This is a genomic window from Hydrogenophaga sp. L76, from assembly GCF_057654755.1.
This window is the reverse complement of sequence record NZ_CM172807.1, coordinates 2,974,151-2,995,386: the sequence shown is the minus strand read 5'-3', so window position 1 is coordinate 2,995,386 and position 21,236 is coordinate 2,974,151. Positions and strand designations below refer to the sequence as shown.

The 21,236-nt window shown below is 65.7% G+C and carries 19 protein-coding genes; 14 read left to right on the top strand and 5 right to left on the bottom strand.

Annotated elements, in window-relative coordinates:
* Window positions 1-106: 106 nt before the first annotated feature.
* On the bottom strand, window positions 107-565 hold the full coding sequence (locus AC23D4_RS14425) for an SET domain-containing protein (RefSeq protein ID WP_472888680.1): 459 nt from the start codon (window positions 563-565) through the stop codon (window positions 107-109).
* A 176-nt stretch (window positions 566-741) separates the two neighbouring features.
* Between AC23D4_RS14425 and AC23D4_RS14420 the strand changes: the two genes are divergently transcribed.
* Window positions 742-3,711, top strand: a complete 2,970-nt coding sequence (locus AC23D4_RS14420; protein ID WP_472888613.1) for a DNA topoisomerase III — start codon at window positions 742-744, stop codon at window positions 3,709-3,711.
* Between the two features lie 18 nt (window positions 3,712-3,729).
* Complete coding sequence (locus AC23D4_RS14415; RefSeq protein WP_472888614.1) at window positions 3,730-4,386, top strand: glutathione S-transferase family protein; 657 nt, start codon at window positions 3,730-3,732, stop codon at window positions 4,384-4,386.
* A gap of 25 nt (window positions 4,387-4,411) precedes the next feature.
* On the opposite strand, the gene AC23D4_RS14410 is transcribed toward AC23D4_RS14415, so the two are convergent.
* The 3 genes from AC23D4_RS14410 to AC23D4_RS14400 form a co-directional block, all read right to left on the bottom strand.
* Window positions 4,412-5,887, bottom strand: coding sequence for a sensor histidine kinase N-terminal domain-containing protein (locus tag AC23D4_RS14410; protein WP_472888615.1), 1,476 nt, complete (start codon window positions 5,885-5,887; stop codon window positions 4,412-4,414).
* Between the two features lie 138 nt (window positions 5,888-6,025).
* The gene (locus AC23D4_RS14405) at window positions 6,026-6,700 is read right to left on the bottom strand and encodes a response regulator (protein WP_305359989.1); all 675 of its coding nucleotides are present in this window, start codon (window positions 6,698-6,700) and stop codon (window positions 6,026-6,028) included.
* 169 nt (window positions 6,701-6,869) lie between these two features.
* Window positions 6,870-7,355 (bottom strand): MarR family winged helix-turn-helix transcriptional regulator, encoded by a 486-nt coding sequence (locus AC23D4_RS14400; protein ID WP_472888616.1) that lies wholly within the window; start codon window positions 7,353-7,355, stop codon window positions 6,870-6,872.
* 246 nt (window positions 7,356-7,601) lie between these two features.
* Here AC23D4_RS14400 and recA point away from each other — a divergent pair, with 246 nt between their 5' ends.
* From recA to AC23D4_RS14385, 3 genes are all read left to right on the top strand, one after another.
* Window positions 7,602-8,699 (top strand): recombinase RecA, encoded by a 1,098-nt coding sequence (recA, locus tag AC23D4_RS14395; RefSeq protein WP_472888617.1) that lies wholly within the window; start codon window positions 7,602-7,604, stop codon window positions 8,697-8,699.
* Between the two features lie 45 nt (window positions 8,700-8,744).
* A complete protein-coding gene (gene recX / locus AC23D4_RS14390) occupies window positions 8,745-9,194 on the top strand; it encodes a recombination regulator RecX (RefSeq protein WP_472888618.1) in 450 nt (149 codons plus the stop codon).
* Window positions 9,195-9,273: 79 nt separating this feature from the next.
* Window positions 9,274-9,741: a CZB domain-containing protein gene (locus tag AC23D4_RS14385; protein WP_472888619.1), complete on the top strand. Its 468-nt coding sequence runs from the start codon at window positions 9,274-9,276 to the stop codon at window positions 9,739-9,741.
* A 13-nt stretch (window positions 9,742-9,754) separates the two neighbouring features.
* Here the strand turns inward: AC23D4_RS14385 and argC are convergent, their stop codons facing one another.
* Window positions 9,755-10,678 carry an N-acetyl-gamma-glutamyl-phosphate reductase gene (argC, locus tag AC23D4_RS14380; RefSeq protein WP_472888620.1) on the bottom strand — a complete coding sequence of 308 codons (924 nt, stop codon included), beginning with the start codon at window positions 10,676-10,678 and terminating at the stop codon, window positions 9,755-9,757.
* 188 nt (window positions 10,679-10,866) lie between these two features.
* Here argC and sucC point away from each other — a divergent pair, with 188 nt between their 5' ends.
* From sucC to AC23D4_RS14335, 9 genes are all read left to right on the top strand, one after another.
* Entirely contained in the window at window positions 10,867-12,027 is a 1,161-nt protein-coding gene (gene sucC, locus AC23D4_RS14375; protein ID WP_472888621.1) for an ADP-forming succinate--CoA ligase subunit beta, read from the top strand.
* Between the two features lie 18 nt (window positions 12,028-12,045).
* Window positions 12,046-12,939 carry a succinate--CoA ligase subunit alpha gene (sucD, locus tag AC23D4_RS14370; protein WP_472888622.1) on the top strand — a complete coding sequence of 298 codons (894 nt, stop codon included), beginning with the start codon at window positions 12,046-12,048 and terminating at the stop codon, window positions 12,937-12,939.
* A gap of 257 nt (window positions 12,940-13,196) precedes the next feature.
* On the top strand, window positions 13,197-15,878 hold the full coding sequence (locus tag AC23D4_RS14365) for a CHASE2 domain-containing serine/threonine-protein kinase (protein ID WP_487623631.1): 2,682 nt from the start codon (window positions 13,197-13,199) through the stop codon (window positions 15,876-15,878).
* 33 nt (window positions 15,879-15,911) lie between these two features.
* Window positions 15,912-16,706 carry a Stp1/IreP family PP2C-type Ser/Thr phosphatase gene (locus AC23D4_RS14360; RefSeq protein ID WP_472888624.1) on the top strand — a complete coding sequence of 265 codons (795 nt, stop codon included), beginning with the start codon at window positions 15,912-15,914 and terminating at the stop codon, window positions 16,704-16,706.
* A 33-nt stretch (window positions 16,707-16,739) separates the two neighbouring features.
* The gene (locus AC23D4_RS14355) at window positions 16,740-17,366 is read left to right on the top strand and encodes an FHA domain-containing protein (protein ID WP_472888625.1); all 627 of its coding nucleotides are present in this window, start codon (window positions 16,740-16,742) and stop codon (window positions 17,364-17,366) included.
* A 67-nt stretch (window positions 17,367-17,433) separates the two neighbouring features.
* Window positions 17,434-19,683: a CHASE2 domain-containing protein gene (locus tag AC23D4_RS14350; protein WP_472888626.1), complete on the top strand. Its 2,250-nt coding sequence runs from the start codon at window positions 17,434-17,436 to the stop codon at window positions 19,681-19,683.
* A gap of 36 nt (window positions 19,684-19,719) precedes the next feature.
* Complete coding sequence (locus tag AC23D4_RS14345; RefSeq protein ID WP_472888627.1) at window positions 19,720-20,523, top strand: 3',5'-cyclic-nucleotide phosphodiesterase; 804 nt, start codon at window positions 19,720-19,722, stop codon at window positions 20,521-20,523.
* A gap of 102 nt (window positions 20,524-20,625) precedes the next feature.
* On the top strand, window positions 20,626-20,796 hold the full coding sequence (locus AC23D4_RS14340; protein WP_472888628.1) for a YhfG family protein: 171 nt from the start codon (window positions 20,626-20,628) through the stop codon (window positions 20,794-20,796).
* A gap of 18 nt (window positions 20,797-20,814) precedes the next feature.
* Complete coding sequence (locus AC23D4_RS14335) at window positions 20,815-21,216, top strand: Fic/DOC family protein (protein WP_487623742.1); 402 nt, start codon at window positions 20,815-20,817, stop codon at window positions 21,214-21,216.
* Window positions 21,217-21,236: the final 20 nt, after the last annotated feature.

Below are 21,236 nucleotides of genomic sequence, written 5' to 3'. Positions count from 1 at the left end.
GCGCCGGAGCGCGTGAAGCCGCCCAGGGCACCCGTGGAACCGGCTTTGCCGGGCCACAGGGTGCGTCCCCCCTTCAGGGGGGAAGACGCGAAGCGGCGCAGGGGGGTCATCCTAGCTTCGACGCTTTGCCGGCGCGCTTGGGCGCGAGCAGCGTGCCGCGGCAGTTTTTGGCGCCGCACCAGCAGGGGTACTCGGCCTTGAGCTTGGGCGTGTAAGGCTCGTCGATCACCAGCCCGTAGTCGTAGAACAGCTCTTCGCCCGCGGCGATGTTGCGCATGGCGCGGATGAAGACCCGGCCGTCGTCCACCTCGGCTTCGCAGTTGGGCTTGCAGCTGTGGTTGATCCAGCGCGAGGAATTGCCACCCACCTTGGCGTCGATGACGTGCGCTTCGTCGATGTGGAAATAGAAGGTGTGGTTCGGGTCGCTGGGATCGTGCGGGTGGCGCCTGAGCGCCTCGTCCCAGCTGATGATCTCGCCCACGTATTCGATCAGGGTCTCGCCTTCGGCCAGATCGACCACCGCATACACCCCCTTGCCGTGCACGCCGGAGCGCCGTGTCTGGATGCGCCGGCTCGCGCGGGCCTGGGCCTTGGGAGCGGGGTCATCGGGGCGCGGCCGGGTCTGGCGGAGGCTTTTCTTCACGGCCGGAATTTTTGGTAAGGTTGATTCATGCAGGTGCGCGCGTGTGTGTGCGTACCCATGTGTGCGCGTGCATGCGCGCGTGAAAGTTGATTGTAGAGATGAAAACAGACGGTTTCGCCAAAACATTGGTCATTGCCGAGAAGCCATCCGTGGCCCAGGACATCGTGCGAGCGCTCACCCCGGTGGCGGGCAAGTTCGAGAAGCACGATGACCACTTCGAGAGTGACGGCTACGTCGTCACCTCCGCCGTGGGCCACCTGGTGGAGATCGCCGCGCCCGAAGAATTCGACGTCAAGCGCGGCAAGTGGAGCTTTGCCCACCTGCCGGTGCTGCCGCCCTACTTTGAGCTCAAGCCGATCGACAAGACCAAGTCGCGTCTGTCGGCCGTGGTCCGGCTGGCCAAGCGCAAGGACGTGACCCAGCTCATCAACGCCTGTGATGCGGGCCGCGAGGGCGAACTGATCTTCCGCCTGATCGAACAGTACGCTGGCGGCTTCAAAGGGGGTGCCTACCAGACGCTGGGCAAGCCGGTGCAGCGCCTGTGGCTGCAGTCCATGACGCCCGCCGCCATCCGCGACGGCTTCGAACACCTGCGCAGCGATGCGCAGATGCAGGGACTGGCCGACGCCGCGCGCAGCCGTTCCGAGGCCGACTGGATGGTCGGCATCAACGGCACGCGCGCCATGACCGCCTTCAACTCGCGCGACGGGGGCTTCTTCCTCACCACCGTGGGCCGGGTGCAGACGCCCACGCTGTCCATCGTGGTCGAGCGCGAGGAAAAGATCCGCGCCCACCGCAGCCGCGACTACTGGGAAATCCACGGCGCCTTCCTGGCCGAAGCAGGCGAGTACCCGGGCAAGTGGTTCGATCCCGCGTTCAAGAAACCCACCGGCGACGACGCCGACCTGGAGCAGCGCGCCGACCGCGTCTGGAGCCAGCGCGAGGCGCTGGCGATTGCCGATGCGGTGCGCGGCAAGGCCGCCAGCGTCACCGAAGAAAGCAAACCCACCACGCAGGCCAGCGGCCTGCTGTACGACCTGACCAGCCTGCAGCGAGAGGCCAACGGCCGCTTTGGTTTTTCTGCCAAGACCACGCTGCAGCTCGCGCAAAGCCTGTACGAGCGCCACAAGGCCCTGACCTACCCGCGTACCGATTCGCGCGCGCTGCCCGAGGACTACCTGCCCACGGTGAAGCAGACTTTCGAGATGCTGGCCGGCAGCGGCATGAAGCACCTGGCGCCGCACGCGCTGATCGCGCTCAACAACGGCTACATCCGCCCGAGCAAACGCATCTTCGACAACAGCAAGGTCAGCGATCACTTTGCCATCATCCCCACGCTGCAGGCACCGAGCGGCCTGAGCGAAGCCGAGCAGAAGCTGTACGACCTGGTGGTGCGCCGCTTCCTCGCTGTGTTCTTCCCCAGCGCCGAGTTCATGGTGACCACGCGCATTTCTAAAGTTCTGAATCATCATTTCAAGACCGAAGGCAAGGTGCTGGTCAAGCCGGGCTGGATGGCGGTCTACGGCAAGGAAGCCGCCGAAGACGTGGTCGATGCCAAGGAGGGCGACAAGGGGCAGAACCTGGTGCCGGTGCGCGAAGGCGAGACCGTGCGCACCGAATCGGTGGAAACCAGGGGCCTGAAAACCAAGCCGCCCGCGCGCTATTCGGAAGCCACGCTGCTGGGTGCCATGGAAGGCGCGGGCAAGCTGGTGGATGACGACGAACTGCGCGAAGCCATGCAGGAAAAAGGCCTGGGCACGCCCGCCACGCGCGCGGCCATCATCGAAGGCCTGCTGACCGAGAAATACATGTTCCGCGAAGGCCGCGAGATCATCCCCACGGCCAAAGCCTTCCAGCTCATGACGCTGCTGCGAGGCCTGGGCGTGGAAGAGCTCTCCAAGCCCGAACTCACCGGCGAGTGGGAATACAAGCTGTCGCAGATGGAGCACGGCAAACTGAGCCGCGCCGCCTTCATGGGCGAGATCGCCGCCATGACCGAGCGCATGGTGAAGAAGGCCAAGGAATACGACCGCGACACCATCCCGGGCAACTACGCCACGTTGTCCACGCCCTGTCCGAACTGCGGCGGCGTGGTGAAGGAAAACTACCGCCGCTACGCCTGCACCGGCGCCGACGGCAACAGCGAAGGCTGTGGCTTCTCGTTCGGCAAGTCGCCGGCCGGTCGCACCTTCGAGCCCGAAGAAGCCGAACAGCTGCTGGCGACCAAGAAGATCGGCCCGCTCGAAGGCTTCCGCTCCAAGGCGGGCTGGCCCTTCGTGGCCGAGATCGTCATCAAGTTCAACGAAGAAGACAAGAACTGGAAGCTGGAATTCGACTTCGGCGACGACAAGAAGGGCGAAGAAACCGGCGAACTGGTGGACTTCAGCGGCAGCGAATCACTCGGCGCCTGCCCCAAGTGCGGCAGTGCGGTGTTTGAGCACGGCGCCAACTACGTGTGCGAAAAATCGGTGCCCACCCTGGCGCAGGCCACGCCGAGCTGCGACTTCAAGAGCGGCAAGATCATCCTGCAGCAGCCGGTGGCGCGCGAGCAGATGAGCAAGCTGCTGGAAACCGGCAAGACCGACCTGCTCGACAAGTTCGTCTCCATGCGCACGCGCCGCGCCTTCAAGGCCTTCCTCGCCTGGGACAAAGAGGCGGGCAAGGTGAACTTCGAGTTCGCGCCATCCAAGTTCCCGCCGCGCAAGACCGCGGCCGGCGCACCCGTGCGCGCGGCCGCCAGCAAAGCCGCACCGGCCAAGAAGGCGGCGCCCGCGAAGAAAGCCGCAGCCAAAAAGACGCCCGCGGTGAAAGCCCCCAAGGCACCGCGCAAGACCACCGCCGCCAGCGGCAAGCAGCCCAGCGCTGCATTGGCCGCGGTGATCGGTGCAGACGCCGTGTCGCGCCCGGAAGCGGTCAAGAAGCTGTGGGACTACATCAAGGCCAACGGCCTGCAGGACGCGGCCAACAAGCGCAACATCAACGCCGACGCCAAGCTGGAACCGGTGTTCGGCAAGCCGCAGGTGACGATGTTTGAAATCGCCGGCGTGCTGGGCAAACACCTCAGCTGATTCTGGAGACAACACACCATGAGCCTCAAACTCTATTTCGCCCCGGGCGCCTGCTCGTTCGTGCCGCACAGCATGCTGGAACTTTCGGGCGCGGCGTTCGAGCCCGTCAGCGTGAAGCTGCACAAGGGCGAACAGCGCTCGGCAGACTACCTCGCCATGAACCCGCGCGGCCAGGTGCCGGTGCTGGTGGACGGCGGCGAGGTGATCACCCAGATCGTGGCCATCCTGCTGCACCTGGACGCGAAGTTTCCACAGGCCGGCATCCTGCCCGCCTCGGGTCTTGCGCGCACGCGTGCGCTGTCCACGCTGGCCTGGATGAACAACACCGTGCACCCCACCTTCACCCATGTGTTCATGCCGCAGAAGTTCACCGACGACGAAGGTGCGCAAAAGGTCATTCGTGCGTTCGCCGCGAACAGCTACCGAGGGCTGCTGGGCGAGATCGAGGTGCTCGCGGCCCAGGCGGCGCCCTGGCTCACGGGCGAGAAGCCTGGTGCGCTCGACGCTTATGCGCTGACCCTGTTGCGCTGGGGCGGCTATGCCGGCATCGACCCCACCACCTTCCCCGCCACCTGGGATCTGGCCCAGCGTTTTGCGGCGCTGCCGGCCGTGGCGCGGGCGGTCGAACGCGAGAAGCTGCAGCTCAACGTGTACCAGCCGGCGACAACGGCCTGATTTTCCGCGACCGCGTCGCCTGGCTTCAGTCCTTGTCCGGGGACTTGCGGGGCGCAAAACGCACCGACGCGCGCAGACCCCGGTGGGCACGTTCTGGCTGGGCGTCCTCCATGGACACCACGGCGCCGTGTTGCTGCGCGATCTCGTGCACGATGGCCAGGCCCAGGCCCGAGCCGTCGACGTTGGTGCCCAGCGCGCGGTAGAACGGCTGCAGCACGAGTTCGCGCTCGTTTTCCGGGATGCCGGGGCCGTTGTCTTCCACCTGCAGGATCATCACGCCGCTGAAGCGATCCAGCAGCACGCGCGCCGTGACCACGCCACCGCGACCGGAATAGTTGATGGCGTTGTCCACCAGGTTGCGCGTCATCTCCTGCAGCAGGGTCGGGTTGCCGTCCATCAGGCAATCCGCAGGCATCTCCTCAGGCCCTTCGTAACCCAGGTCGATGCCGTGCTCCAGCGCCCGAGGCACGGAGTCCTGCACGACGCCCGTCACGAGCTTGGCGAGGTCGATGCGCGCGGTCGGCAGCGTGCGGCCGGTGGTCTCGGCGCGGGCGAGTGACAACAGCTGGTTGACCGTGTGGGTGGCGCGGGTGCTGGAGCGCGCGATCTGCTGCAGCGAGCCGCGGATTTCCTGCGGATCGCTCTCGCGCTGCGCCAGCTCGGCCTGCATGCGCAGCCCCGCCAGCGGTGTCTTGAGCTGGTGGGCCGCGTCGGCCAGGAAGCGTTTCTGCGTGCTCAGCGAGGTCTTCAGCCGCGTGAGCAGGTCGTTGATGGACGAGACCAGGGGCGCCACTTCCTGCGGAATGAAAGACTCCTCGATCGGACTCAGGTCGTCGGGCTTGCGCGCGCGGATGCGCTGTTCCAGTTCGTTGAGCGGGCGGATGCCGCGCACCAGCGCCATCCACACCAGCAGCACCGCCAGCGGCAGGATCACGAACTGCGGCACCATCACGCCCTTGATGATTTCGGTGGCCAGCGTGGAGCGTTTTCCCTTGGTTTCGGCCACCTGCATCAGCACCAGGCGTTTGGGATCCTGGTTGCGCGAGAGCCAGGCGTAGGCCACACGCACTTCGTCACCGCGCACGATGTCATCGCGCAGCATCACCCGCCCGGGTTCGGGGGTCTCGTTGTCCTGCGGCAGTGGGAAGTCGCCCTCGCCGCTGATGAGTGTGCCGCGGGGGTCCAGCACCTGGTAGTAGACGAGATCGCTGTCGTCGGCGCGCAGCAGGTCGCGTGCCTGCGGTGTCAGGTTGAAGCTCACCTGGTCGTTCTGGTTCACCACGAACTGCGTCAGCGCCTGCAGGTTGAACTCCAGCGCCCGGTCAAACGGCTTGCTCGCAATGCCCTGCGCGACAAACCAGGTCAGTGCCAGCGACAGCGGCCACAGCAGCAGCAGCGGCGTGAGCATCCAGTCCAGGATCTCGCCAAACAGGCTGCGCTGCTCGCGCTGGAACAGCCCGAACGACATCTGGCCGTTGTCGTGTTTTTTGGGATCGGACATGTCAGCTGCGGCGGTTTATCGCAAACTTGTCCGGAGCGAAGGGTTCCAACCCAGAGCACCGTGGAGCCGGCTTTGCCGGGCCACCAGTGCTGCCCCCTGGGGGGTGACGGGCAACAAGCCCGGCGCGGGGGGGGGCCTTCATCCAGGGATTTTTTCAAGGCAATAACCCAGCCCCCGCACCGTCGCGATGCGGATCGGTCCCTTCTCGATCTTCTTGCGCAGGCGGTGGATGTAGACCTCGATGGCGTTGTTGCTCACCTCTTCGCCCCACTCGCACAGGCGCTCGACCAGCTGGTCCTTGCTCACCAGGCGCCCGGCGCGCTGCAGCAGCACTTCGAGCAGGCCCAGTTCACGCGCCGAGAGCTCGACCATCTTGCCGTCGATGGTCGCCACACGTCCGGCCTGGTCGTATTCCAGCGGGCCGTGCTTGATGGTGTTGGTGCTGCCACCCATGCCGCGGCGCGTGAGCGCGCGCACCCGCGCTTCGAGCTCCTGCAGCGAAAAAGGTTTGGCCATGTAGTCGTCGGCGCCATAGTCCAGGCCCTTGACGCGTTCCTCGATGCTGTCGGCCGCCGTCAGGATCAGCACCGGCAGCGCCGAACCGCGTGACCGCAGGCGTTTGAGCACCTCCAGGCCATGCATCCGGGGCAAACCCAGGTCCAGGATCAGCAGGTCGAACTCGTTGTTGGTCATCAGTGCGGCGTCGGCTTCGCTGCCGCTGGCCACATGGTCCACAGCCGCGCCGGCCGCGCGAAGACTGCGCAGCAGACCATCGGCCAGAACCTGGTCGTCTTCGGCAATCAGGATGCGCATGCGGGTTTCCTTTGTGGCCGGTCGGACGGCCTGTTGTGGGGGCTCGGTCAGCCGCACAACCGGCTGGTGGCGGCAGGGTCTCCGCGGCCATTTTAGGCTTCGCCGAAGGGGTCGGTTCCGGGATAAACCCCCGGCGCGCGGGCCGCCTGGGCGCGTGCCGCGCGGCCATTCAGGTGCCGTACGCCTCCAGCCCGAGCGCGACCACGGTGGCCACCTCGGCGCCGACCTGGGCGCGAAATTCCGCCTCGGCCTGCGCCACCGCCTGGCGAAACGCCTCCAGCCAGAGCAGGCCGGTGTCGGTGAACACGATGCGCCTTGCGCGCGCATCCAGCGGATCGGGTTCGCGCCGCACCAGGCCCCAGGCTTCGCACTGTGTCACCAGATCGCCCATGGCCTGCTTGCTCATGCCCGCCTGGTGGGCGAGTTCGGTCAGGCGCGAGCCCTTGAGCGCCAGGTGGCGCGTGATGTGGATGTGGGCCGCGCCCACCTGCGCCCGTGCGGCGAGGTTGGACAAGCCCAGCGGCACGTTGGCATCGTGCGCCATCAGGTGCAGCACGCGCTCGTCAAAACGTCGCAAAGCCAGACCCATCAGACGGCCCAGATGTCCGGAGCGCCAGCGGTCGTCGGGGGTGGCAACGTGCCGTTCAGCATTCATGGGTTCAGTCGGAAGAAGTGCATCCCGCCCAGGGCGCCGCGGAACCGGCTTCGCCGGGCCGCCAGCGCCGTCCCCCTGGGGGGAAGTCGCGCAGCGGCGCAGGGGGGATGTAAATAGTAAGGCAAATTGACCAAATAATGGCTTGTTTGAGATATACAAAGCGGTAAACTGCTGTTCAAGCATCCAGCCTGTACACAAAAACACCTGTTGGAAGCGAACACCCACTCACCCGCTCAGGAGCATCACATGGACGCAACCGTCAAGAACAACCCCGTCAACAGCGAAAAGGCCAAGGCCCTGCAGGTCGCGCTGGCCCAGATCGAAAAGCAGTTCGGCAAAGGCACGATCATGCGGCTGGGCGAGGGCGAGGTGATCGAAGACATCCAGGTGGTGTCCACCGGCTCGCTGGGGCTGGACATCGCGCTGGGCGTCGGCGGCCTGCCGCGGGGTCGCGTGATCGAGATCTACGGCCCGGAATCCTCGGGCAAGACCACGCTCACCCTGCAGGCCATCGCCGAAATGCAGAAGGTGGGCGGCCAGTGTGCCTTCGTTGACGCCGAACACGCGCTGGACATCCAGTACGCGCAGAAGCTCGGCGTCAACCTGCAAGATTTGCTGATTTCCCAGCCCGACACCGGCGAACAGGCGCTCGAAATCGTCGACAGCCTGGTGCGTTCCGGCGCGGTTGACCTGATCGTGGTCGACTCGGTGGCCGCGCTCACGCCCAAGGCCGAACTCGAAGGCGAGATGGGCGACAGCCTGCCCGGCCTGCAGGCCCGCCTGATGAGCCAGGCGCTGCGCAAGCTCACCGCCCACATCAAGAAGACCAACTGCATGGTCATCTTCATCAACCAGATCCGCATGAAGATTGGCGTCATGTTCGGGTCACCTGAAACCACCACCGGCGGCAACGCGCTCAAGTTCTACGCCTCGGTGCGCCTGGACATCCGCCGCACCGGCACGATCAAGAAAGGCGAGGACTCGATCGGCAACGAAACCAGGGTCAAGGTGGTGAAGAACAAGGTGGCGTCCCCGTTCAAGACGGCCGAGTTCGACATCCTGTTTGGCGAAGGCATCAGCCGCGAAGGCGAAATCCTGGACCTGGGCGTGCTGCACAAGGTGATCGAAAAATCCGGTGCCTGGTACGCCTACAACGGCGAGAAGATCGGCCAGGGTCGCGACAACTCGCGCGAATTCCTGCGCGAGAACCCCGATCTGCGCGTCGAGATCGAGAACAAGGTGCGCACCGAACTCGGCGTGCCGCTGCTGCCCACCGACGAAGCCGCTGCGCCGGCCAAAGGTGGCAAGGCCGCCAAGGCGGAGAAAGCCGCCGTCGCCGAATAAGCGGTCCGGTGGATCGCACGCACCAATCGACAGCGGCAGGCTGAAATGGGCTTTGATCAGCCGTCACTCAAGGGCCGCGCCCTGCGTCTGCTGGCCGGCCGTGAGCATTCGCGTGCCGAGCTGGAGCGCAAGCTCAAGCCCCACGAAACCGAGCCCGGTGAACTGGCCCGCGCACTCGATGATCTGCAGGCGAAGGGCTTCATCGATGAGCGGCGCGTGGTGGCGTCGGTGCTGCACCGCCGTGCCAGCCGGCTCGGCGCGTCGCGCGTGAAGCACGAGCTGCAGGCCAAGGGCGTGAGCGCCGAAGCCGTGGCCACGGCCGTGGCCGGTCTGCAGGGTTCCGAGTTCGAGCGCGCGCGCGAGATCTGGCGCCGCAAGTTCGGTGAGCCGGCCGCCGATGCCGCGGGACAGGCCAAGCAGATGCGCTTCCTGGCCACTCGCGGCTTTGGCGGGGATGTCATCCGAAAAGTGGTGGGCGGGCGCCACGAGAACTGAGCGGCTGGGAGCCTGGCGTTCGCATTACCATCCGGGGTATTCAAAAGCACGCCACAATGCGTGTCCCTGGAGACAAACCATGGCTTTATTCCGGCGGTTCTTTGGCGCTGAAGGGGCGGTGCACGACCACCAGCTCCAGGCGGAGGCCGCGGGCGCCGCGCAGGGCCTGGACATCGACGCCGCCGTGGCCGCTCACCAGCAGTGGAAGCAGCACGTGCTGGCGCATCTGGCCGGCCACCCCGAAGCCGGACTGGACGTCGAACAGATTTGCCGCGACGACCGTTGCGATCTGGGTCGCTGGATCCATGGTCAGGCCCGGGCCCGCCTGGGCACCTTCCCGGGGTTCACCGCCTTGCTTTCGCACCACCGCATGTTCCACCACGTGGCGTGCAATGTGCTCGCGCTGGAGCAGGCGGGCAAGCGGGCCGACGCCCGACGCATGGTGGCCGACCAGTTCGAGGCCTACTCGGACCGGGTGACGGAAGACCTGCGCTTGTTGCAGCAGGTGGTGAACCAACCCCGCAGCGAACCCGGTCGGTCGAACTGAGCGGAAGTTCCGCTCAGAGACCGAGCATGAGCTGGAGGTTTTGCACCGCGGCGCCGCTGGCGCCCTTGCCCAGGTTGTCCAGGCGCGCGATCAGCACGGCTTGACGATGGGCTTCATGGGCAAACACCCGAAGCTCCAGCTGGTTGGTGTCGTTGAGGGCGGTGGCGTCGAGCTTGCCGCTCTCCGGTGCGGGCTCCACGCTGACCCAGCCGCCGGCCGAGACGCTGGCCGCGTAGTGGGCGACCAGCGCATCGTGCAGGTCGCTGGCTTTCGGCGCGCCAGGCAGGTCGTCCAGGTGCAGTGGCAGTTGTACCAGCATGCCCTGGCGGAAATTGCCCACGGCGGGCATGAAGATGGGCCGGCGGCTCAGGCCGGTGTAACGCAGGACTTCGGGAATGTGTTTGTGCGTCAGGCCGAGCGCATAAGCCTCGTGCAGCGGGGCTTCGCCTTTTTCATAGGCTTCGATCATGCTGCGGCCGCCGCCCGAGTAACCGCTGACCGCAGGCAGCGAGACCGGGAAGTCTTTCGGCAGCAGCCCGGCATCGACCAGCGGACGCAGCAAAGCGATGGCGCCAGTGGCGTAGCAGCCGGGGTTGGCCACACGATCCGCTTTCATCACGGCCTCGCGCTGGTCGGCACAGAGTTCGGGGAAGCCATAGGCCCAGCCGGGCGCGCAGCGGTGGGCGGTGGAGGCGTCGATGATCCGGGGTTTCCGGCCCGGCAGGCCCTCGATCATGGCCACCGATTCGATGGCCGCATCGTCGTGCAGACAGAGGATCACCAGATCGGCCTGCGCCATCAGATCGCGCTTGGCTTCGGGGTCCTTGCGCCGCTCCGGCGCGATGCTCAGCAGCTCGATGGCCGGCATCGTTTGCAGGCGTTCGCGAATCTGCAGGCCGGTGGTGCCGGCTTCGCCGTCGATGAAGATCTTGGCCATGGCGTCTCCTGTGGGTGTCAGTCAGGGTTCAGCGTCGGCCTTTATAATTATGCATTACGTAAGCCGCTGCTTATATAGATTGGTGCGTTGCACCATGATACAGTCGCCGGCTGCCGTGTTCATTGCCCGTGCGCCGGCTGCGCCTTTTTGGCCGGATCGAACAACCCCCCCAGTCCGAGAGAGACCTCATGAAGATTCACGAGTACCAAGGCAAGGAAATCTTGCGTCAATTTGGTGTGCCGGTGCCCCGCGGTATCGCGGCATTCACGGTGCAGGAAGCGGTGGAAGCCGCGCAAAAACTGGGTGGCCCGGTCTGGGTGGTGAAAGCCCAGATCCACGCCGGTGGCCGCGGCAAGGGCGGCGGCGTGAAGGTTGCCAAGACCATTGAAGACGTCAAGCGCATCGCGGGCGAAATCCTGGGCATGCAGCTCAAGACCCACCAGACCGGCCCCGAAGGCCAGAAGGTGCGTCGCCTCTACATCGAAGACGGCGCCGACATCAAGAACGAGCTGTACGTGTCGCTCGTCACCGACCGCGCGACCCAGAAAGTGGCGTTGATCGCATCGAGCGAAGGCGGCATGGACATCGAGGAAGTGGCCCACGCCACGCCCGAGAAGATCATCACCGAGATGATCGACCCCCTCACCGGCATCACGGCTGAGCAGAGCAAGAAGGTGGCCGCAGCCATCGGACTGAGCGGCGCCTCCGTCGACCAGGCCGTGGACATCTTCGCCAAGATCTACAAGTGCTACATGGACACCGACGCGTCCCTGGTGGAGATCAACCCCCTGAACTGCGACTCCAAGGGCAACCTGATGGCCCTGGACGCGAAGTTCAACTTCGACGCCAACGCGCTGTTCCGCCACCCCGAGATCGTGGCCTACCGCGATCTGGACGAAGAAGATCCGGCCGAAATCGAAGCCTCGAAGTTTGACCTGGCCTACATCAGCCTGGACGGCAACATCGGCTGCCTGGTCAACGGTGCCGGTCTGGCCATGGCCACCATGGACACCATCAAGCTGTTCGGCGGCGAACCGGCCAACTTCCTGGACGTGGGCGGCGGTGCCACCCCCGAGAAGGTCACCGAAGCCTTCAAGATCATGCTCAAGAACCCCAAGGTTGAGGGCATCCTGGTCAACATCTTTGGCGGCATCATGAAGTGCGACACCATCGCCACCGGCGTGATCACCGCCTGCAAGGCCGTGAACCTGTCCGTGCCGCTGGTGGTGCGCATGAAGGGCACCAACGAAGAGCTGGGCAAGAAGATGCTGGCCGAATCGGGCCTGCCGATCATTGCGGCCGACACCATGGCCGAAGCCGCGACCAAGATCGTCGCTGCCGTCAAATAAGCCCGGAGAAGAAACACCATGTCGATCTACATCAACAAAGACACCAAGGTCATCACCCAGGGCATCACGGGCAAGACCGGTCAGTTCCACACCGAAAAGTGCCAGGAATACGCGAACGGCAAGAACTGTTTCGTGGCCGGTGTGAACCCCAAGAAGGCCGGCGAGTCGATCTTCAACATCCCGATCTACGCCTCCGTCAAGGAAGCCGCGGCGCAGACCGGCGCCACCGTGTCGGTGATCTACGTGCCGCCCGCAGGCGCTGCCGCCGCGATCTGGGAAGCCGTCGAGGCCGACCTCGACCTGGCGGTCTGCATCACCGAAGGCATCCCGGTCAAGGACATGCTGGAAGTGCGCAACCGCATGAAGGCCAAGGAAGCCGCCGGCGGCAAGAAGACCCTGCTGCTGGGCCCCAACTGCCCCGGCCTGATCACGCCCGAAGAAATCAAGATCGGCATCATGCCCGGTCACATCCACCGCAAGGGCCGCATCGGCGTGGTCTCGCGTTCGGGCACGCTGACCTATGAAGCCGTGGCCATGCTGACCGAAGTGGGCCTGGGCCAGTCCAGCGCTGTGGGCATCGGTGGCGACCCGATCAACGGCCTGAAGCACATCGACGTGATGCGCGCCTTCAACGACGATCCCGACACCGATGCCGTGATCATGATCGGCGAGATCGGTGGCCCCGATGAAGCCGAAGCCGCCATGTGGTGCAAGGCGAACATGAAGAAGCCCATCGTCGGCTTCATCGCCGGTGTGACGGCCCCTCCCGGCAAGCGCATGGGCCACGCCGGTGCGCTGATCTCCGGTGGTGCCGACACGGCCGATGCCAAGCTCGCCATCATGGAAGAGTCCGGCTTCATCATCACGCGCAACCCGTCCGAGCTGGGCAAGCTGCTCAAGGCGCAGCTGTGAAACGGCTCCCAGGCTGACGTGACAAAGGCAACGCTTGCGTTGCCTTTTTTTCTTGGGCGCTGCAGAAACAAGTCCGGGAGCTCCCTCTGGCGCTTGATGTGGCACGGTGATTGCAACAAAATGCAACGATCATGCGCACGGCGGTAGTGCCGATACCGTGAGATACCTTCGCACCGTTTGCGGCTTTGTTCACCCCAACGGTCTCCTCACGCCAACAAGGTCGGAAATTGCCCCGCACCCCTGAACGCCGCCAAGCCATGCCGCCGAGCGCCCGCCGCCGGGGCTGGCGCCCGGACGCGCTGCTGGGCCTGGCGGTGGTGGCCGGTGTGCTGGCCTTGCACGCGGCCACCGATCTCTTCAGCGGTTTCGAGCGCCGCTTCTACGACTTCGCCAGCAGCCACAGCGGGCGCGCACCCAGCGACCGCATCGCCATCATCGCCATCGACGACCAGAGCATCGCCAACATCGGGCGCTGGCCCTGGCCGCGCGAGGTGCATGCGCAGCTGATCGACCAGCTCAAGGCCGCTGGTGCCAGAACGGTGGCGCACACGGCGCTGTTTTTTGAACCCCAGACCGCGCGTGGACTGGACAGCCTGCGTGAGCTGCGCACCCAGATCGAGGGCGGCACGCTGCCGGACCTGGGGCCGCTGTCGCGCGAGAGCCTGGTCCGCACCCTCATCAAGGCGGAAGAAAAGCTCGACGCCGATGGCCGTCTGGTCGCGAGCATGGCTCGCGCGGGCAACGTGATCGTGCCTTCGGTGTTCGAACTCGGTGAGCCTCTGGGCCGGCCCGACCAGCCGCTGCCCGCCTTTGCACGGAAAAGCGCGCTGGTGGATGCCACCGGTTTTGGCTTCCCGGCATCGCAGTCGCAGCAGCCCATTGCCGCCATCGGTGAGGCCGCCGTGGCCGTGGCCCACCTCAACCAGTTGCAGGACCGTGATGGCGCGGTGCGCCAGGAACCCTTGTTGCTGAACTTTGACGGCCACGCCGTGCCCAGCATGGGGCTGGCGGTGGCTGCGCACAGCCTGAACCTGGGCGTGCAGGACCTGCGCCTGTTGCCCGGCGAGGGGGTGCAGCTCGGGCGCTTGCGCATACCGACCGACGAACTGGCGCGCGTGCTGCCGCAGTTTTATCCGGACCCAGACGGCCGCCCCGCGTTTGCGGTGGACAGTTTCTACGACGTGGTCTCGGGCAAGATCCCCGCCGCCAAGTACGCCGGCAAGATCGTGATCGTGGGCGCGACCGCGACCGGGGTTGGCAACGTGTTCACCACGCCGGTGGCGGCCGCCATGTCGCCCGCCGTGATCCTGGCACACATCACCTCCAGCATCCTGCAGGGCCATTTCATCGCCCGGCCGCTGTGGAGCGGTATCGCCGTGGCGGCGCTGGTGCTGGCGGTGGCGGTCTATCTGCTGCTGGCCCTGCCGCGGCTGTCAGCGGTGCGCGGTGCCTGGGTCTCGGGCGCACTGTTCGTGCTGATGCTGGGTGCGGAATACGGCCTGCTGTCCGCGTCCGCGCTGTGGCTGCCGCTGGTGTTCCCGGCCGCGCTGCTGTTGATCGGCCACCTGGCCCTCGTCACGCGGCGCTTCGGGGTCACCGAGGCGCGCAAGGTCCAGACCGATGCCGAGTCGGCCGAAACCAACCGCATGATGGGCCTGGCGCTGCAGGGCCAGGGCCAGCTGGACATGGCCTTTGACCGCCTGCGCCGCGTGCCGCACAGCGAGGCGCTGATGGACAACCTCCAGCAGCTGGCGCTGGATTTCGAGCGCAAGCGCCAGTTCAACAAGGCGCAGTCGGTGTACGAACACATGGCCCGGCTGGACCGTGCCGATGCCGATGTGCAGGCCCGTCTGAAACGCGCCAGAAACCTGTCGGAAACCATGGTGTTGGGCGGTGGCGCATTGCACCCGGGCGGCACCCTGCTGCTCACGGGTGGCGGCATCGAGAAGCCCATGCTCGGGCGCTACCAGGTCGAAAAGGAGCTGGGCAAGGGCGCCATGGGCGTGGTCTACCAGGGTCGAGATCCGAAGATCGGCCGCTGGGTGGCCATCAAGACCCTGGCGCTGAGCGCCGAATTCGAGGGCAGCGAACTGCAGGACGCGCGAGAGCGCTTCTTCCGCGAGGCCGAGACCGCCGGGCGCCTGCAGCATCCGCACATCGTCACCATCTTCGACGCCGGTGAAGAACACGACCTGGCCTACATCGCCATGGAATTCCTGCCGGGCCGGGACCTGGTGGCACACACCCGCGCGGACCACCTGCTGCCCGTGGCCACGGTGCTGGACATCGGCGAGCGGGTCGCCCTGGCGCTGGATTACGCGCACCGCCAAAACGTGGTGCACCGCGACATCAAGCCGGCCAACGTCATGTATGCGCCGGATGCCGACAGCGTGAAAGTCACCGACTTCGGCATCGCGCGCATCACCGATTCCAGTCGCACCAAGACCGGCATGGTGCTGGGCACACCCAGCTTCATGTCGCCCGAGCAACTGGCCGGGCAGCACATCGATGGCCGCTCCGACCTCTATTCGCTGGGGGTGATGCTGTTCCAGCTGCTCACGGGCACGCTGCCGTTCCGGGGCGACTCCATGGCCGCGCTGATGTACCAGATCGCCAACCAGAGCCCCCCCGATGTGCGCGCCCTGCGACCCGGATTGCCCGCCGGGATCGCCGACATGCTCACCCGGAGTCTGGCCAAGTTACCCGCTCAGCGCTACCAGACCGGCGCTGATCTGGCGGCCGAACTGAAGCGGTTGCGAGCGGAAGTCGATACCCTGGCTGGTACCGATATGCCATTGCGCGACAATGCCAGTAGCGCGGCCGGCCCGTCCGACCACTTTGAAACCACACAGGTCAGCCCCCAACGTCCGTCAACCACCAGGGTCGCAGCCCCTGATATCGCGGAATATGTGACAAATAGTCGAAATCAAGAACGATGACGAATCACATGTTTGGTTATAAACCTGCTCAACATGAACTTTGAGTACGCCGCCCTCACGGACCCAGGCCTGGTCCGCGACAACAACGAAGACACGGTTGCCGTGGATGCCGAGAACCAGGTGGTGGTGCTGGCCGATGGCATGGGCGGCTACAACGCGGGCGAAGTGGCCAGCGCCATGGCCACCACGTTCATCAAGGAAGAGCTGGGCCGCTGGCTGGTCGATGGCGGGCACGAGGCCAACCCCCGCGAACTCAAGCGGGCGATGGAAATCTGCATCGACAACGCCAACCGCTCGATCTTCAACGCCGCCAACTCCAACCCCATGTACGCGGGCATGGGCACCACCATGGTCATGGGGGTGTTCATGGGAACGCGAGCGATGATCGGCCATGTGGGCGATTCACGCTGCTACCGCCTGCGGGGCACCACTCTGCAGCAGATCACGCGCGACCACTCTCTGCTGCAGGAGCAGATCGACGCCGGCCTGATCTCGCAGGAACAGGCCCAGTTCGCCACCCACAAGAACCTCGTCACCCGCGCCCTGGGGGTCGAGGACACGGTGTTGCTGGAAGTCAACGAATACCGGGTTGAAGACAGTGACCTGTACCTCTTTTGTTCCGATGGCCTGAGCGACATGGTGCTCGATGAACAGCTTGCCGCGATACTGATGGCGACAGGCGGTTTGCAGGGGAAATGCCGCACCTTGGTCGATGCGGCCAACGGGTACGGGGGTCGGGATAATATTTCGGTGATACTGGTGCTGGCACGCGCCAAACAGGTCCGCAGGGGTTTGCTGTCGCGTATGCTTGGCGGCGCTAGTTCTTAAGAATTAATTCATCAGGTTCCACAGGAGTCGGCCATGCCGAAAATGATCGTTTCCATCGATGGCGTCGTCATCAAGGAAGTGCAGCTCACCAAAGACCGCACCACGCTCGGTCGTCGTCCCTACAACGACATCGTGATCGACAACCTCGCGGTCAGCGGGGAGCATGCGGTCATGCAGATGTCTGGCGCCGAGGTGTTTCTTGAAGACCTCAACAGCACCAACGGCACCTATGTGAATGGCAAGGCCATCAAGAAACAGAAGCTGAAGAACGGTGACACGGTCGAGATCGGCAAGTACAAGATCAAGTTCGTGCACGACGGTGTGGTCGAGAACTTTGAAAAAACCACGGTCATCAACGCCGGTGCCGTGGTGGGGGCCGCCGAGCCAGCCGCCCCGGTGGGCAATGGCTCGATCCGCGTCATGTCGGGTGCTGCTGCGGGCCGTGAAGTGCCGCTGGTCAAGGTGGTCACCACCATCGGCAAACCGGGTGTGGCGGTGGCGGCCATCACGCGCCGTCCCCATGGTTATGTGGTTGCGCTGGTCGAAGGCGCCATCAAGCCCACCGTGAACGGCAGCGCCATCGGCACCGAGGCGGTCAACCTGCACAACGGTGACCTGATCGAGCTCGCGGGCACGCAGATGCAGTTCGTGCAGTCCTGAGGCCCAGCGGCCAGCGGCCCGGTCCGCAGGCCATGAACGGCCTGCATCTTCCATTCTGGCGCCTCCCATGCAGGCCTTGAGCAGACACGGCCCGCGCATCGCTGTCACCTTGCTGCCGCTGCTGCTGGCCGTGCTGCACGCCGTGGGGGTGCTGCCCATGGGCGTGCTGCAGCGGCTCGACGACATCATTTACGACGCTCGCCTGCGCGCCACCCTGCCGGCCACGCGCGACGAGCGGGTGGTGATCGTCGACATCGATGAAAAGAGCCTGGCCGAAGTCGGGCGCTGGCCCTGGGCCCGGCACGACGTGGCCCGGCTGGTCGACACCCTGTTTGAAGACCAGCGCATCGCCCTGCTCGGGTTTGACACGGTGTTTGCCGAAGCCGACAACAGCTCGGGCCTGCAACAGCTGCAGCAACTGGCCAGCGGTGCGCTCGCCGACCAGCCCGGTTTTGCCGAACGCCTCCGGCAACTCGAACCCGAGCTGAACCGCGACGCCCGGCTGGCGCGGGCGCTCAAGAACCGCCCGGTGGTCTTGGGCTACTACTTCACCAGCGACCGCGACGGGCGCACCAGCGGTGTGTTGCCCGCTCCGGTGATGCCGCCCGAAGCGCTGGGCGGCCGGCCCATCCTGGCCACGCGCTGGGACGGCTACGGCGCCAACATCCCACCGCTGGCCGAAGCGGCCCCGCGCGCCGGTTTTTTCAACGCCATCACCAGCCCGGACGGCGTGGTGCGCTCACTCCCCCTGCTGGCCGAGCACGGGGGGCGCTACTACGAATCGCTGTCACTGGCCATGTTTCGTCTGCTGCTCGGCTCGCCCGGCGTCGAACCGGGTTTTCCCTCCGAGCGGCTGGTGGGTCGCCAGTACCAGGCGATGGAGAGCGTGCGCCTGCGCCAGGGGGCGTCCACGCTCGCCATCCCGGTGGATCACCGGGTCGCCACGCTGGTGCCCTTCCGCGGCCCCGGTGGCCCGCAGGGCGGGTCGTTCACCTATGTCAGCGCCGCCGACCTGCTCGCCGGACGGGTGGCGCCCGGGCAACTGGCAGGCAAGATCGTGCTCATCGGCACCACCGCGCCGGGGCTGCTGGACCTGCGGATCACGCCGGTGGGCGAAACCTACCCCGGCGTCGAAACCCACGCCAGCCTCATCGCCGGCCTGCTCGATGGCCAGCTGCTCGTCAAGCCCGACTACGCGCTGGGCTACGAACTGGTCGTGCTGGTGGTCGCCGGCCTGGTTCTGGCGCTGGCGCTGCCCCTGTTGGGCGCGGCGCGCGCGGTGCTGCTGAGCCTGGCGGTGGTGCTGGCGGTGATCGGGCTCAACACCTGGCTGTACCTGGGTCATGGGCTGGTGCTGCCGCTGGCCAGCACGCTGGTGATGGCGGGCCTGGCCTTTGCGCTCAACATGAGCTACGGCTATTTCGTTGAAAGCCGGGCCAAACGCGAACTCGCCCAGCTCTTCGGCACCTATGTGCCGCCCGAGCTGGTCGACGAGATGGTCAAGGACCCCGACCGCTACAGCATGACCGCCACCACCCGCGAACTCACCGTGATGTTCTGCGACATGCGCGGCTTCACGCAGATCGCCGAGAACATGGCGCCGACCGAGCTCCAGGCCCTGCTCAACACCGTGTTCAGCCGCCTGACCCGGCTCATCCGCCAGCAGCGCGGCACCATCGACAAATACATGGGCGACTGCGTCATGGCCTTCTGGGGCGCCCCGGTCGAAACGCCCAGCCACGCCAGCCTCGCCGTGCAGACCGCGCTGGCGATGGCGCAGGCCATCCGCGAGATCAACGCCGAGCGGGCACAGGGCGCCCTGCCCGCCATCCACCTCGGCATCGGCCTGAACACCGGCGACATGTGTGTGGGCGACATGGGCTCCGACGTGCGCCGCAGCTACACCGTGATCGGCGACGCGGTCAACCTCGGCGCGCGGCTCGAAGGGCTCTCGCGGATCTATGGCGTCGACATCGTCGCCAGCGAAGCCACCCAGGCCCAGGCGCCGGGCTTCGCCTGGCAGGTGCTCGACCGGGTGCGCGTCAAGGGCAAGGCCCAGGCCGTCACCATCGTCACCCCGCTGGGGCGCCGCGAGCAGCTCACCGCCGAACAGACCGCGGAGCTGGCGCAGTGGAAGCTCGCGCTCCAGGCCTGGCAGGCCCGGGACTGGGACGCCTGCGACGTGCACCTGCTCAACCTGCAGCGCCAGAATGCCAAAAAAGTCCTTTACCGCCTGTATGCCGAACGGGTAGCCTCCATGAGGCGGTTGCCGCCCGACGCCCCCTGGGACGGGACCACCAGCTTTGAGTCCAAATAACCCGGCCCGCTGGGCCACCAACCTGCGACAAGACCGATGAGGGTACGCGTTCTGGGCTGCTCCGGCGCCATCGCGCAAGGCTGCCGCACCACCTCCTTTTTGCTCGACGATGACGTCCTGATCGACGCCGGCACCGGCGTGGGCGATCTCAGCCTGGACGAAATGGCCCGGGTCAACCACGTCCTGCTGACCCATTCGCACCTGGATCACGTGGCCAGCCTGCCGCTCATGCTCGATGCCGTGGCCGCGCGCCGCCTGGCCGCGGGCGCCGAACCGCTGCAGGTGCGTGCCCTGCAGAGCACCATCGACGCCCTCAAGGCCCACATCTTCAACAACCTCATCTGGCCCGATTTTTCCACCATCCCCAGTGCCGCCACACCGCTCATGCGCTGCGTGCCCATCACCGTGGGCGAGGTGCTGCAGGTGGGCGGCAAGGCCATCGAGGTGCTGCCCGCCGTGCACACCGTGCCCGCCTGCGGCTACGCCGCCGCCACCGCCTCGGGCCACTGGGTCTTCAGCGGCGACACCGAGCGCAACCCCGCCTTCTGGCAGCGCGTCAACCAATTGTCCGTGGCCCTGCTCATCATCGAAACCGCCTTCAGCGACCGCGAAAAAGCGCTCGCCCGGCGCAGCCTGCACCTCGCGCCCGGCACGCTGGCACAAGAGCTCGACCAGATCGACCGCCGCCAGCGCTACCCGATCTACATCACCCACACCAAGCCCGCCGAAACCGGGCTCATCATGGACGAGATCCAGCGCTTCGACCAGATCCCCAGCCGGGAGGGCGACGTGCGCCACGACATCCGCTGGCTCAGCGCCGGGCAGACTTTCGAGCTCTGACTCCACCTCAGTCGGTGGCTCGGTGCGGGTCAAAACAGATGCACCGCCTACCCCAGGTGCCAAGTAAAATGAAGCGTCGTTTCACCCACTGAGGCCTCATCTGTGAAAACGCCCAGCTTGCAAGCCAAAGCGGCCTACTGCGCGAAATCCCGCCAGTCCAACTATGTGGCCAGCCTCCGCCTGGAGGGGTTTATCGTCAAACCAGCTGATGCCAAGCGTCAGCTGCCCACCCGGGCAGCGGTCTTGTCAAGCTACCAGCAAACTCGCACTTGACCTCGGGAAAGTACGGAACTGGGCAAGACCCGTACTGTTATCCGGGCTCATCTACCCGTTGATATTGCAAAGGGCGCAACCCGCTTCTGCAACCTTCATCGCATCGTGCCCGAGGCGTCAAAGCTTTTCGAAGGGCTGAAGCAGGCTCAGTGGTTTGAACATCACGAGCGGTCTGAACTTGTGAGCAGCACGGCGCAACTGTTCGGTGACCTCAACGTTATCCACCCCTTTCGTGAAGGCAATGGGCGCGCCCAGCGCATTCTCTTCGAACACATCATCATCAACGCGGGCTACCAGATCAGCTGGTGGGCGGCAGAGCCCGGTGAATGGGTTCAAGCCAACATCGATGCCGTGGTTTGTGACTACAGCGCGCTGGAATCGATTTTTGAGCGATGTATCGGCAAGGGCATTGAGGAGTGATCGACCACAGCCGGAGCCGC

What these genes read in the sequence shown, in the direction of transcription:
- AC23D4_RS14385 (WP_472888619.1), top strand. Translation starts at nt 9,274, where the DNA reads ATGGCTTTATTCCGGCGGTTCTTTGGCGCTGAAGGGGCGGTGCACGAC.
- AC23D4_RS14345 (WP_472888627.1), top strand. Translation starts at nt 19,720, where the DNA reads ATGAGGGTACGCGTTCTGGGCTGCTCCGGCGCCATCGCGCAAGGCTGC.
- AC23D4_RS14365 (WP_487623631.1), top strand. Translation starts at nt 13,197, where the DNA reads ATGCCGCCGAGCGCCCGCCGCCGGGGCTGGCGCCCGGACGCGCTGCTG.
- AC23D4_RS14410 (WP_472888615.1), bottom strand. Translation starts at nt 5,887, where the DNA reads ATGTCCGATCCCAAAAAACACGACAACGGCCAGATGTCGTTCGGGCTG.
- AC23D4_RS14355 (WP_472888625.1), top strand. Translation starts at nt 16,740, where the DNA reads ATGCCGAAAATGATCGTTTCCATCGATGGCGTCGTCATCAAGGAAGTG.
- AC23D4_RS14415 (WP_472888614.1), top strand. Translation starts at nt 3,730, where the DNA reads ATGAGCCTCAAACTCTATTTCGCCCCGGGCGCCTGCTCGTTCGTGCCG.
- AC23D4_RS14420 (WP_472888613.1), top strand. Translation starts at nt 742, where the DNA reads ATGAAAACAGACGGTTTCGCCAAAACATTGGTCATTGCCGAGAAGCCA.
- AC23D4_RS14350 (WP_472888626.1), top strand. Translation starts at nt 17,434, where the DNA reads ATGCAGGCCTTGAGCAGACACGGCCCGCGCATCGCTGTCACCTTGCTG.
- AC23D4_RS14405 (WP_305359989.1), bottom strand. Translation starts at nt 6,700, where the DNA reads ATGCGCATCCTGATTGCCGAAGACGACCAGGTTCTGGCCGATGGTCTG.
- argC (WP_472888620.1), bottom strand. Translation starts at nt 10,678, where the DNA reads ATGGCCAAGATCTTCATCGACGGCGAAGCCGGCACCACCGGCCTGCAG.
- sucD (WP_472888622.1), top strand. Translation starts at nt 12,046, where the DNA reads ATGTCGATCTACATCAACAAAGACACCAAGGTCATCACCCAGGGCATC.
- AC23D4_RS14360 (WP_472888624.1), top strand. Translation starts at nt 15,912, where the DNA reads ATGAACTTTGAGTACGCCGCCCTCACGGACCCAGGCCTGGTCCGCGAC.
- recX (WP_472888618.1), top strand. Translation starts at nt 8,745, where the DNA reads ATGGGCTTTGATCAGCCGTCACTCAAGGGCCGCGCCCTGCGTCTGCTG.
- AC23D4_RS14400 (WP_472888616.1), bottom strand. Translation starts at nt 7,355, where the DNA reads ATGAATGCTGAACGGCACGTTGCCACCCCCGACGACCGCTGGCGCTCC.
- recA (WP_472888617.1), top strand. Translation starts at nt 7,602, where the DNA reads ATGGACGCAACCGTCAAGAACAACCCCGTCAACAGCGAAAAGGCCAAG.
- sucC (WP_472888621.1), top strand. Translation starts at nt 10,867, where the DNA reads ATGAAGATTCACGAGTACCAAGGCAAGGAAATCTTGCGTCAATTTGGT.